This window comes from Pseudomonas cuatrocienegasensis (assembly GCF_900110925.1).
GTDB lineage: Bacteria > Pseudomonadota > Gammaproteobacteria > Pseudomonadales > Pseudomonadaceae > Aquipseudomonas > Aquipseudomonas cuatrocienegasensis.
The window spans coordinates 101,422-114,669 of sequence record NZ_FOFP01000001.1 but is presented as its reverse complement, the minus strand read 5'-3'; the positions used below and the strand labels follow the sequence as shown (position 1 = coordinate 114,669).

General features: G+C 59.0%; 9 protein-coding genes. 7 read left to right on the top strand and 2 right to left on the bottom strand.

Going from position 1 to position 13,248, the window contains the following annotated elements:
- Positions 1-22: 22 nt before the first annotated feature.
- Positions 23-745 (bottom strand): response regulator, encoded by a 723-nt coding sequence (locus BMW49_RS00595; RefSeq protein WP_069517149.1) that lies wholly within the window; start codon positions 743-745, stop codon positions 23-25.
- A 968-nt stretch (positions 746-1,713) separates the two neighbouring features.
- Between BMW49_RS00595 and BMW49_RS00590 the strand changes: the two genes are divergently transcribed.
- From BMW49_RS00590 to BMW49_RS00570, 5 genes are all read left to right on the top strand, one after another.
- Positions 1,714-4,620, top strand: a complete 2,907-nt coding sequence (locus tag BMW49_RS00590) for a ribonucleoside-diphosphate reductase subunit alpha (RefSeq protein WP_069517047.1) — start codon at positions 1,714-1,716, stop codon at positions 4,618-4,620.
- Positions 4,621-4,991: 371 nt separating this feature from the next.
- The gene (locus tag BMW49_RS00585) at positions 4,992-6,242 is read left to right on the top strand and encodes a ribonucleotide-diphosphate reductase subunit beta (protein WP_069517048.1); all 1,251 of its coding nucleotides are present in this window, start codon (positions 4,992-4,994) and stop codon (positions 6,240-6,242) included.
- 112 nt (positions 6,243-6,354) lie between these two features.
- Positions 6,355-7,497: an FRG domain-containing protein gene (locus BMW49_RS00580; protein WP_083251677.1), complete on the top strand. Its 1,143-nt coding sequence runs from the start codon at positions 6,355-6,357 to the stop codon at positions 7,495-7,497.
- 1,062 nt (positions 7,498-8,559) lie between these two features.
- Positions 8,560-9,033: a BRO-N domain-containing protein gene (locus tag BMW49_RS00575; protein WP_090390829.1), complete on the top strand. Its 474-nt coding sequence runs from the start codon at positions 8,560-8,562 to the stop codon at positions 9,031-9,033.
- 689 nt (positions 9,034-9,722) lie between these two features.
- The gene (locus BMW49_RS00570) at positions 9,723-10,253 is read left to right on the top strand and encodes an REP-associated tyrosine transposase (RefSeq protein ID WP_069517050.1); all 531 of its coding nucleotides are present in this window, start codon (positions 9,723-9,725) and stop codon (positions 10,251-10,253) included.
- Between the two features lie 215 nt (positions 10,254-10,468).
- On the opposite strand, the gene BMW49_RS00565 is transcribed toward BMW49_RS00570, so the two are convergent.
- Positions 10,469-11,284, bottom strand: a complete 816-nt coding sequence (locus BMW49_RS00565) for an aminotransferase class IV family protein (RefSeq protein ID WP_069517051.1) — start codon at positions 11,282-11,284, stop codon at positions 10,469-10,471.
- A gap of 128 nt (positions 11,285-11,412) precedes the next feature.
- Here BMW49_RS00565 and BMW49_RS00560 point away from each other — a divergent pair, with 128 nt between their 5' ends.
- Together BMW49_RS00560 and BMW49_RS00555 are read left to right on the top strand one after the other, a co-directional pair.
- Positions 11,413-11,721 carry a MerR family transcriptional regulator gene (locus BMW49_RS00560; RefSeq protein ID WP_244168291.1) on the top strand — a complete coding sequence of 103 codons (309 nt, stop codon included), beginning with the start codon at positions 11,413-11,415 and terminating at the stop codon, positions 11,719-11,721.
- An 85-nt stretch (positions 11,722-11,806) separates the two neighbouring features.
- Complete coding sequence (locus tag BMW49_RS00555) at positions 11,807-13,219, top strand: FAD-binding oxidoreductase (protein ID WP_069517053.1); 1,413 nt, start codon at positions 11,807-11,809, stop codon at positions 13,217-13,219.
- The last annotated feature ends 29 nt before the right edge of the window (positions 13,220-13,248 follow it).

The window sequence follows — 13,248 nt, the reverse complement described above, 5'->3', positions numbered from 1 at the left end:
TTATAGAGAAGGCAGCGACCGCTCACTGGCCCGCCACAATGAGCGCGGCAGCCGCCTCGGCGACGAACAGGTAGCCCTTGCTGCGTACCGTTTTGATCAGCCGCGGGTGCATGGGGTCATCGCCGATCTTGGGGCGAATACGTGAAATTCGCACATCGATGGAGCGGTCCTGGCCGTCGTACTCGATGCCGCGCAGGGCATTGAAGATCTCCTCGCGCGAGAGAATGCGCCCGGCATTCGCCGCCAGCAGCCACAACAGGTCGAACTCGGCACTGGTCAGCTCGATGCCCTGCTCGCCCAGCCAGGCCTCACGCATGGCGTTATCGATCACCAACGGGCCGAACACCAAGCGCCGGCGCGCCTCATCGGGGTCGCTGGCATGCCCTTCGTGACGCCGCAGCAACGCGCGAATACGCGCCAGCAGCACCCGTGGCCGCACCGGCTTGCACACATAGTCATCGGCGCCCAGCTCCAGGCCCAGCACCTGATCCATGTCATCGGTGCGCGCCGTCAGCATCAGAATCGATCCTTCGTACTGGCCACGCACCTTGCGGCAGATGCTCAGGCCATCCTCACCGGGCAGCATCAGGTCGAGAATCACCAGGTCCGGCTGCTCGCGCACGATACGCGCCGCCGCCTGGGCGCCATCGGCCTCGATGGCCACGCTCAGGCCATTGCCCTCCAGGTACTCGCGGGTCAGCTCGGCGAGCCGCGGGTCGTCTTCGACAATCAGGATCTGTGACATGGCGTGTTGCACAGCGGCCTCCAGGCAAGGAATCGGTGACGGGGCTGGGCCGCCGCCGCGCATTGTAGCAATGCAGATGGCCTGGCCGCGCAGATTGGTAGCGCCATGTTCTGTTGACGTTTTCTGACAACCCACGCCGCCGCCAAAAGCTTCGCCCCGGGGCGGGGCTCCTACGCGATAGGCGGCGTGGCGAAGCGCCCTGTAGGAGTCGCGCCCCGCGACGAATGGTGGTTGCAGCGCCCACACCTTGCTGATGAATGCGACCGCGCACTAAAGGGAAACAACCCTTAGCACAGAGCAGGCCAAAAAAGCCGAAAAAACCCTACATCTTGTGTTTCTGTGAGCCAGTAAAAAGCCTGCCTCGGGCAGCGAAAAAAACTTTGCCGGGTGCGACGGGCGGTCCTCTCGGCAGAACCCTAGTAACTACGGGGGCTTGCGCCGCTTACCCAGAAACAACCCACAGTTTTATCCACAGCCAGGCCTGTCAGGTCTGCTTGCCTTCCCCCCTACACCGCACTATCTTGTATCCCCATCGCGCCAAACACCTACATGTTGGGTTTTGATGCAAAAACCGCCCAAGCACATTTGCCCCCTGAAGGTCCACTCCAGGTAGGTAAAAAACTGGGTAAAGATGTTAAGCCGCCTTCGCCCCGTGCGAGGGCGGCGTTGCTTACGCCCCCAGGCGAAGCGCAGCAGACACGCACACGCGGAGCCGGCGTCCAGGCGCATGCACCACTACATATAGGGCCCGACCTGCATCGCCCCGCGCGACTCAGACCAGGCTCACGAGATACGGCCGCACGGCGGCCTGCAGTCAAGCGCCAGGGAGGGGCTTTGCCCCTTCTCCCTGACCGGCTCACGCGGTTTTGCGCAAGGCACCTGCCTTGCGCGGGTTCGTTGTTGTAATGGCTTGAACAGCAGGTCGCCCAGCGCGTCCAACTACATAAATACAGAACACGGAGACATCCATGCATACCGACACCACTCGCGAGAACCCGCAGGCCACCGCGCCTCAGGCCGCCGATGCCAGCAAGGACCTCGCCGCCACCGCGCCGGGTCAGCTGCGTGTGATCAAGCGTAATGGCACCGTGGTGCCGTACACCGACGACAAGATCACCGTCGCCATCACCAAGGCCTTTCTCGCTGTGGAAGGCGGCAATGCCGCCGCTTCGTCGCGTATCCATGACACCGTTGCGCGCCTGACCGAGCAGGTCAGCGCCACCTTCAAGCGCCGCATGCCCTCCGGCGGCACCATCCATATCGAAGAAATCCAGGACCAGGTCGAACTGGCCCTGATGCGCGCCGGCGAGCAGAAGGTTGCCCGCGACTACGTGATCTACCGCGAATCGCGCGCCCAGGCCCGCAAGAGCAGCACCGTCGAAGTCGCCCAGCCGCACCCGAGCATCCGCGTTACCCACCTCGACGGCACGGTTGCGCCGCTGGACATGGGCCGCCTGGACACCATCATCCGCGAAGCCTGCGAAGGCCTGGCCGAAGTCGATGGCGCGCTGATCCAGAAAGAAACCCTGAAGAACCTCTACGACGGCGTGGCCCAGAGCGACGTCAGCACCGCCCTGGTGATGACCGCCCGTACCCTGGTCGAGCGTGAGCCGAACTACTCCTACGTCACCGCGCGCCTGCTGATGGACAACATCCGCGCCGAAGGCCTGGGCTTCCTCGGTGTCGCCACCAGCGCCACCCACCACGAAATGGTCGACTTCTACGCCCAGGCTCTGCCGGCCTATGTCGCCAAAGGCATCGAGCATGAGCTGCTCGACCCGGTGCTGGGCACCTTCGACCTGGAAAAGCTCGGCAAGGCGATCAACCACGAGCGTGACCAGCAGTTCACCTACCTGGGCCTGCAGACCCTCTACGACCGTTACTTCATCCACAAGGACGGCGTGCGTTTCGAACTGCCGCAGATCTTCTTCATGCGCGTGGCCATGGGCCTGGCGGTCGAAGAGAAGCAGCGTGAAGACCGCGCCATCGAGTTCTACAACCTGCTCTCCTCGTTCGACTACATGGCCTCGACGCCGACCCTGTTCAACGCCGGCACCCTGCGCCCGCAGCTCTCCAGCTGCTACCTGACCACCGTGCCGGACGACCTGGGCGGCATCTACGACGCCATCCGCGACAACGCCCTGCTGAGCAAGTTCGCCGGCGGCCTGGGCAACGACTGGACCCCGGTACGTGCCCTGGGCGCCTACATCAAAGGCACCAACGGCAAATCCCAGGGCGTCGTGCCCTTCCTCAAGGTGGTCAACGACACCGCCGTCGCGGTCAACCAGGGCGGCAAGCGCAAGGGCGCAGTCTGCGCCTACCTGGAAACCTGGCACCTGGACATCGAAGAGTTCATCGAGCTGCGCAAGAACACCGGTGACGACCGCCGCCGCACCCACGACATGAACACCGCGAACTGGATTCCCGACCTGTTCATGAAGCGCGTGTTCGACGACGGCCCCTGGACCCTGTTCAGCCCGAGCGAAGTCCCGGACCTGCACGACCTCACCGGCAAGGCCTTCGAAGAGCGCTACGAGTACTACGAAGCCCTGACCCAGTACGGCGGCAAGATCAAGCTGTTCAAGACCATCCAGGCCAAAGACCTGTGGCGCAAGATGCTCTCGATGCTGTTCGAGACCGGCCACCCGTGGCTGACCTTCAAAGACCCATGCAACCTGCGCAGCCCGCAGCAGCACGTGGGTGTGGTACACAGCTCGAACCTGTGCACCGAGATCACCCTGAACACCAACAAGGACGAAATCGCCGTCTGCAACCTGGGCTCGGTCAACCTGCCGAACCACATCGTCAACGGCAAACTCGACCTGGCCAAGCTGGAAAAAACCATCAAGACCGCAGTGCGCATGCTCGATAACGTTATCGACATCAACTACTACTCGGTGCCCCAGGCGAAGAACTCCAACGTCAAGCACCGCCCGGTCGGCCTCGGCATCATGGGTTTCCAGGACGCCCTGTACCTGCAGCACATCCCGTACGGCTCCGATGCCGCCGTGGAGTTTGCCGACAAGTCGATGGAAGCGGTCAGCTACTACGCCATCCAGGCCTCCTGTGACCTGGCCGACGAGCGTGGCGCCTACGAAACCTTCCAGGGCTCGCTGTGGAGCAAGGGCATCCTGCCGCTCGACTCCCAGCAGATCCTCATCGAGGCCCGTGGCCAGAAGTACATCGACGTCGACCTGACCGAGTCCCTGGACTGGGCGCCGGTGCGTGCCCGTGTACAGAAAGGCATTCGCAACTCGAACATCATGGCCATCGCGCCGACCGCGACCATCGCCAACATCACCGGCGTGTCGCAGTCCATCGAGCCGACCTACCAGAACCTGTACGTGAAATCGAACCTCTCGGGCGAATTCACCGTGATCAACCCCTACCTGGTCCGCGACCTCAAAGCGCGCGGCCTGTGGGACTCGGTCATGATCAACGACCTCAAGTACTACGACGGCTCCCTGCAGCAGATCGAACGCATCCCGCAAGAACTGAAAGACCTCTACGCCACCGCGTTTGAAGTCGACACCAAGTGGATCGTCGATGCCGCCAGCCGCCGTCAGAAGTGGATCGACCAGGCGCAGTCGCTGAACCTGTACATCGCCGGCGCCTCGGGCAAGAAGCTCGACGTGACCTACCGCATGGCCTGGTACCGTGGCCTGAAAACCACCTACTACCTCCGTGCCCTGGCCGCGACCAGCACCGAGAAGTCCACCATCAGCACCGGCAAGCTCAACGCCGTGTCCAGTGGTGGCAACGACGGCCTCAGCGCCGCACCGGCCAAGGCCCCGACGGTCGAGGCTGCACCGGCGCCGGCACCTGTGCCCAAGGCCTGTGCCATCGATGAACCAGACTGCGAAGCCTGCCAATAAGTGTTCGGCAGCGCGCGGATCTGAGCGGCGCCCGCGTTGTTGCCTGGTAGGTCGGCCCCCATCACATACAGTCGTATGCTCAGGGGTTCCAACCTACCAGGCGCCTAGCGGTCACTCGCTCAGCTACGCGCTCGGACGTAGAGCAAGAGCAAGAGCAAGAGCAAGATCGAGGGTTGGGGTACGCCCCTCCTCACTGATTACCTGCCCCGCCCTCACCGGCGTGGCCTGGGGTAACGGCCAGCCACTAGAGCCAGCCCCATACAGCAACACCCGTTTTGCCTTTGCGCGCACGATGCACCGCAACGACAATCGAGAATGACTGATTTTCCATACAGGCCGGTCAACCGCCGGCCTCAAGCAGGAGCCAAGCCATGCTGAGCTGGGATGAATTTGACAAGGACGACGGTACCGACACCGCCGCCGCCCACAGCAACACCGCCCAAGCGGCTGACATGAACATCGACAAACTCGACCAGGTCGGCGGTGCCGCCGCGGTCGAAGCGCGCGCCATCGCCGCCGACGACAGCCCCGCCGTGGCCCGCGCCAAAGCCTCCCTCGACCAACTCGACATCGCCGAAGGCCTGGCCGAGCTCGAAGGCTCCGCCGCCCGCGTTGCGGTCGACGAAAAACGCATGATCAACTGCCGCGCCGACCTCAACCAGCTCGTACCCTTCAAGTACGACTGGGCCTGGCAGAAGTACCTGGACGGCTGCGCCAACCACTGGATGCCGCAAGAAGTAAACATGAACGCGGACATCGCGTTGTGGAAAACCCCGGACGGCCTGACCGACGACGAGCGCCGCATCGTCAAGCGCAACCTCGGCTTCTTCTCCACTGCCGACAGCCTGGTCGCCAACAACCTGGCCCTGGCCGTGTACCGCCTGATCACCAACCCGGAGTGCCGCCAGTACATCCTGCGCCAGACCTTCGAAGAGGCGATCCACACCCACGCCTACCAGTACTGCATCGAATCCCTGGGCATGGATGAAGGCGAGATCTTCAACATGTACCACGAGATCCCGAGCGTCGCGAAAAAAGCCAGCTGGGGCCTCAAGTACACCCGCTCGATCTCCGACCCGACCTTCAACACCGGCACGGTCGAGACCGACAAAGAACTGCTGCGCAACCTGATCGCCTACTACTGCGTACTGGAAGGCGTGTTCTTCTACTGCGGCTTCACCCAGATCCTCTCCATGGGCCGCCGCAACAAGATGACCGGCGTGGCCGAGCAGTTCCAGTACATCCTGCGTGACGAGTCCATGCACCTGAACTTCGGCATCGACGTGATCAACCAGATCAAGATCGAAAACCCACACCTGTGGGATGCCAGCATGAAAGAAGAAGCCACCCAGATGATCCTCCAGGGCACCCAACTGGAAATCGAATACGCCCGCGACACCATGCCCCGCGGCGTACTGGGCATGAACGCGGCGATGATGGAGGACTACCTCAAATTTATCGCCAACCGTCGTTTGACGCAGATTGGCCTGAAAGAGGAATATCCGGGTACGTCGAACCCCTTCCCATGGATGTCGGAAATCATGGACCTGAAGAAGGAGAAGAACTTCTTCGAGACGCGGGTTATTGAGTATCAGACTGGTGGGGCGTTGAGCTGGGATTGATTCCCAGCTTACTCACTGAAGAGTTAAGAGCGCTTTACCTGAAATGGATGTTTGGGGTGGCGAGTTAAATTAAAAGCCCCGCCTAGTGCGGGGCTTTTAATTGAGAGGAAACATGAGACAAATTTTTCTTTCTCTTAGCACGACTGGCACGCCTGTCACTGACGGCCACCGCATTATTGAAATAGGTGCAGTGGAAATAAACAACAGGACATTAACAGGGAAATTTTTCCACTGCTATCTAAACCCAGATAGAGATATAGACGAGCCTGAAATAGCTCTGCATGGAATAACCAACGAATTCCTAAACAGCAAACCAAGATTTAGCGCCATACTCAACGAATTAGACATATTTCTTTCGGATGCAGAAATACTATGCACCTCAAGAAACGACATTCCCTTTATAAGAAACGAGCAAGCTCTACATAGATTCACCTCTTCAAATCCTCAATTAAAAGAAGAAACCATCACCCCAACGATAGAGGAAATCCTTACAGTCAGCGCAAAAGAAATATTCAACTCTGCAAAAAAAGTATTCAGAGAAGAAGCAAAAGACCTATATGGAGCCCTACTAGAGGCAGAAATATCAGCCGACGCTTACTTATCCGCAACAAAAAACGAAAAAATAATTAAAAGCATCAACGAATTTCTAGAAGAAGTTAGTAATACCAATCCAAACGATCTATTCCGCGGCGTACCCAATAGGAACTATAGATTACTTCCCTCTCTATTCAGGCACCCATCAGAGGGGCACCAGACCAGAGAGGACAAGATGATGTGGGTTTTCAAGGCTCACTCACGCCCTCATTTGGAAAAATACCCAGAGAACGATATTCAATGGCTAACCCTCGCTCAGCATCATGGGCTACCAACCAGGCTTCTTGATTGGAGTTTTAGCCCTTTGGTAGCCTGTTTTTTCTGCGTCAAAGAAAACCTCGACAAAGATGGTGCCGTTTATCTATACAAGGCAAGAGATTACAAAAGAGAGGAAAAAATAAACATAAAGACACTAAAAAAACCAGCAGCCTTCCTTCCATCTCATGGATCTAGAAGAATTACTGCCCAGTCAGGTGCTTTTACAGTCCACCCTGACTGTTGTTATGAAATTGATGAGCCAGAAATTAAAAAATACATAATACCGAAAAAATTAAAACCTTCATTTCTAAAGGCCTTATCAAAGTACGGAATAAACAACTCAACTATATTCCCCGACCTAGACGGGCTGTGTTCCCACATAAAAACCCAACAGGGTTATTGATCCATAATTAACCGCCGCACATTTATCGCACTCACTATTTATTTCGCCCCTCGGCTAGTTACTTTCTCTTTGCTCGTGTGCAAAAGAGAAGGTAACCAAAGAGCGAGTAGCACGAACAACCGCAGTAACGGTGGATGAAAAAAGCGTCATCCACCCTACTGATATGAGCAGCCGGTTCATGTAGCCGTTAACCCTTCTCAGGGGCAATCGGCTGGCTCAGCAAGTAGCCCGGACAACCACCGCAACGGTGGATGGATAAAGCGTCATCCACCCTACGGTTCACCGACATAGTGGGTGTAGGGTGGACAACGCGAAGCTTGTCCACCGGGATGTTCAAAACATCCATTACAACCATCGCCATCACATGCTTTGGTTTATCAATCCGCAATCTCACAGACGACGCCAAACGCCCGTCAGAAGGCCGAGTGAAATCGTTGCGTAAGGGGCCGGGCGGGCAGCCATGAGCAGCATGGATGCCGCGAGAGCCGCGATGGACCAGGGATGTCCCTTCGTGGGGGGCCGCCTAGGCCGGGCCCCTGGCGCAATGATGGAACGAGGGAACCCGACGAAGTCGGGCCGGATGCAAGGGCAAGACCTCTTGGTTACTTTTGGCGGGGCCGGCCATCCGGGCGTTTGCCAGAAGTGACCCGCCGTAAGGGCGGATCCGTTATCGAGAACGACACATCAGAGGCGGGTTCACCCAAGCGTCCAACCTGGAAGCGGTTGGCCATCTGCGATCTGTAGGCAACGCAGAGCGTCGCAGGCTGGCTACCACGCCGGAGCCTGGGAGCTATCGATACCCTGTGCTTGACCACCTCCCCCATGCGCCCTACCCTTGCCAACGGCGCCTAAGAAACGCCTTACCAGAGCGGTTCACCGCACCCGACAGCTTTTGCGGCTTTTTTGTGTTCGCGGCTTTGCCACGTCCGCAAGAAAGAACCCGTGCTGTCGGGAGTGGGCTAATACAAGACCCGAAAGGGGAATACGTCCGGCCCGTCTCTGGTGGGTTTCTTAGCTCCCGACTCCAATCAAGCCCTAAGAAAGCTTCCAGAGGTAATGGATATGCCTATTCACCATGACCACCCCAGCAGCTCACCTGTAATTGCGGACTTATCCGGCGAAATCCTGATTCCGCAGACCTTCACCCGCCATAAACGCCAATTGCGCGCGTTGCTGATCGAGCAACAGTGCTGGTTTTGTGCCCGTGATTTCGGCCGCATGATCGCCCAGCCGCACCTTGAGGAGCGGGCAGCCCGCACCCTCGATGCGGACCAATTGCTCGACGCCGTGGTGCTCAGCGGCCACGGCCACCCGGAGCGAGCACGGCTGATCAGCGAGTCGGGCATTTATGCCCTGCTGATCCACTACTACCACCCGGAGAACCGCTGCATACGCCGCTGGATCACCGGCGACCTGGTGCCCACCTTGCGCAGTGCCCCGCCCGACGACCATCGCCGCCCGCGCCGCGAGAACCGCCAGGGCTTGTCGTTATTACATTGGCAAGGGGACACCTGGATACCTTATCGCCCGATGTAGGTGACCTGCAGTTGCTGCTGGTCGTACCTGCGCTAGCGCGATGTAGCCAGCGTTCGGCAGCGGGATGATGCTCGTTCCCACGCTCCGCGTGGGAATGCAGCCCCGGACGCTCCAGCGTCCACCCTGCAAGCGGTTGGCCATCTGCAGTCTGCTGGCGACGCAGAGCGTCGCAGGCTGGCTACCACGCCGGAGCGTGGGATCTATCAGCAACCTGAAAATGCATGCGGCCGCCTCATGAAGGAAGTAGTTACGCCGATATAGCAGCGACTGCAGGTAGCCGTTATCTGCTGTAACGAAGGGTTATCATCGGATGAAAACAGTAGCGGGCAAGTTTGCAAGATATCTAATCCCAATGTCTGCAATGCCGCTATGTATGGCATTGCTTCTAGGCGGACTGACATTTTCCGTACCTCACGACGCTTACGCAAAAGGCTGCGGACCAGCAGGAGCGTCGTTGCAGCAAGGCCCAAAGGGTGGCTGCTATTACATCAATCGCAACGGCAACAAAACCTATGTGGACAGAGGCTGTTGCCGTTAGCCAATAGCCACACGGCAAGCACGTGGCCCGACGGTGGATGAAAAAAGCGTCATCCACCCTACGAGATGGCTGGTCTGCGGCCTCGTAGGGTGGACAACGCGAAGCTTGTCCACCATGGTTAAAACACCACACCGCTCAAGGATGAGCCGCTATGTCCAACTACCGCCGCGCCCGCGTACCGGGGGCTACTTACTTCTTTACCGTTAATTTGCGTGATCGCAGCAGCGATTTGCTGATTCGTGAAATCGCCTTACTGCGCGAGACAGTGCGCGCCACGCGAGCGCGGCATCCCTTTCATATCGATGCGTGGGTGGTGCTGCCCGAACACATGCACTGCTTGTGGACGCTGCCACCGGGTGATGCGGACTTTTCGCTGCGCTGGAAGGTGATCAAATCTGCGTTCGCCAAACGCCTGCCGCCCATCGAATCGCGTACCGCCACCCAACACAAGCGCGGTGAGCGCGGCATCTGGCAAAGGCGTTATTGGGAACACCTGATCCGCGATGAGCAGGACTACCAGCGCCACTTCGACTACATCCACTACAACCCACTGAAACATGGGCATGTCGAACGGCTGGGTGACTGGCCTTATTCGAGTTTTCACCGGGCGGTGGCAATGGGGGTTTATACCGAAGACTGGTGCGCCGAGCCGGAGCAGGCCGACAGCGCGTATGGCGAGTGAGCCTGTAACCCGCCCAACCTCGCAACAATGGATGAAAAGCATCAGCCACCCTACGTGATGGCTGCTCCGCGGTCCTGTAGGGTGGACAACGCGAAGCTTGTCCACCGTGGGTTTAGCAGGCAACTCGAATAACCCACACAGCACAAACGGTGGATGAAAAAGCGCCATCCACCCTACTGATCTGAGCAGCCGGTTTATGCAGCCGTTAACCCTTCTCAGGGGCAATCGGCTGGCTCAGCCTCGTATGCCTTGTGCAGCAACTCGATAAATGGCCGAGCCTCGTCAATGGTATGAGAGGCAATGGCGGTGACTGCAATGCCCGGCGTCCATGAGTTCATCACTGCCGCGCCGCAGAACGTTCTAAGGCGCTCAAGGGGGATCGGCTCATGGCGCTGTGGCACCTCAAGGCGCGCAAGTTGACGCTGAACCATACCCATCATGGTGCCTTGCAACATCTCGGCCTTGGGCCAGATCACGGCCTCACCATCCCAGAAGACCAGGTTCCAGATCGTGGCCTCGCTCAGATGCCCGCGCTCATTCACGAATGCTGCATCGTCAAAGCCCTTCCGGATGGCTTGGTGAAGGTAGTAGGTCTTGCCGACTTCACCGACATGCTTGATTGCGGCCAAAGGCCTCTGATGCTCAATGGCACTCAAGCGTAACGGGCCTTTCGGACCCTCGGATGGCGCTGCTGTACGGACCAGCACAGCAGGCTCTACCGCCATGCTATCGGCCGTGAACTCGCCATGGGGTGAGAAGACGGTAACCGTCAACGATTGATCACTCGCGCCCTTTTCAATCGCCATCCGAATGTATGAGCGCAATAGCTCATCGGTCGGCGCCCGGCCAAAAAACGCCAGTGAGGCATTGCGTAGGCGGTCGAGGTGAAGATCCAGTCCCTTGACCCTGGAGCACCTTACTTGCATCGCCGTGAAGTGCGCAAAACCCGCAAAGGCCAGAGGGTTCAATTGCGAAGCGGTGGCAGGATGTCCATTGATGTAGGACGGGGACGCGTGCGGATGGGTAGCCATGGAATCGCTCCTGATGGTGCTCAGTTGATTGAGCACCTATCATCGACCCTGACAGCACTGTCAGGGTCAAGGCGAAACACGCGATGAAAATTGGTGAGCTATCGAAGCGTTCTGGCGTGAGCATAAGAATGCTCCGTTATTACGAAGCCGAAGGGCTGCTGAAACCGAGGCGTACCGAAAGTGGCTATCGAGATTACGCACCGGAGGAGTTGCGCACCGTCGAACGCATCAAGCTGCTCGGCGCAGCCGGGATGACCCTTGCGACCATCCTGCAGTTCTTGCCATGCGTAAGAGGTGAAGGCCTTGCTTTCGAGCCGTGCGAGGAGCTGCGTGACACCTTGCATGAGCAAATCCGCATTGCCGATCAGAAAACAGCAGAACTGGCCCAAAGCCGGAGGATTTTAGAAAGCTTCCTGCTCGAAGTTGAACGAGGCTGAAAGTGCTGGTTCACTCCCGAGTTTGCGGCCAGAGTGACCACTGCGCCTGCAACCGCAGTTTCTCTAACGCGAACAAGGAAGTCCCATGCGTGTCGTCTCCATCCTTATCCTGCTCCTATGCCAGACAGTCCAGGCCGTCGAGACCGTCAACGACGTCAGCGGCATGAACCCTATCGAGGTGGCGCAAGTGCTGACGCCTACCGAACTGGAGCAGATCGTCGAAGCCGTTCGCGGGCATGCCGGCCCTATCGCCATTGGCGGCGGACGCTACAGCATGGGTGGGCAGACCGCCACCGAGCAGGCCCTGCAACTGGACATGCGCCGCTTCAATCAGGTGCTGGAGTTTTCCGCAGAGCGCCGGGAAATCCGCGTGCAAGCCGGCATCACCTGGCGTGCAGTGCTGGAGTACATCGACCCACATGGGCTGTCGCCGCAGATCATGCAGTCCTACGCCAATTTCACTGTCGGCGGCGCACTCAGCATCAACGCCCATGGCCGTTACGCCGGCCAGGGACCGCTGGTTCTCGGCGTTCGCTCGTTGCGTCTGGTGTTGGCCGACGGCCAAGTGGTGGAAGCCAGCCCCACGCACAACCGCGAACTGTTCTATGGCGCCATAGGCGGTTATGGCGGGCTCGGCGTCATCGTTGAAGCGACCCTGCCGCTGGCGGAGAACAGCAAGCTGGTGCGTCAGACGCAACTCATGCCGCTCAGTGAATATGCGCAATTCTTCGCCAGCCAGGTCGTCGACAACCCAGACATGGTGATGCACAACGGCATTCTCTATACCGACGATTACGACAGCGTTCGTGCCGTGTCCTACCTTCGCACAGATGCTCCGCTGACAGTCACGGAGCGCCTGGTACCACTGGACCGCGACTACAAAGCCATGCGCGCCGCGCTAGCAGTTGCCAGCAGCAATGGCGGCGCAAAAATGCGCGAAAACCTCGTCGACCCGCTGCTGCTCAAGCGCCCGCAAGTGCAGTGGCGCAACCATGAGGCCAGCCTGGATGTGCGCGAGCTACAGCCTATTTCCGGCCCCGACTACAGCTACGTGCTGCAGGAGTACTTCGTCCCCGAAGCCCAGCTGGAGCGTTTTGTCGCTGGGATGAAAGATGTGCTCAAAGCACACAAGGTCAAGGTCGCCAATATCTCCATCCGCCATGCCAAAGCCGACCCAGGTACGCTGCTTGCCTGGGCCCGCGAAGACACCTTCGCGCTGGTGATCTACTACCGACAGGGCGTCTCGCCCAGCGAGCGCGACGCCGTGGCCGACTGGACACGACAGCTGATCGACCTCGCCATCGCCCATCAGGGCAGCTACTACCTGCCGTATCAAATCCACGCCAGCCGTGACCAGTTCCTCGCCGCCTATCCCCGCGCCGAGGCGTTCTTCGCGTTGAAAAAGCGTATCGACCCGACCAACAAATTTCGCAACAAGCTGTGGGATGCCTATTACCTTCCGCCCACTAGCCGAATGGCCGCTGCCTCAGGCGACTGATTGAGAATCGCGGTCCAACGCCCGCTGGA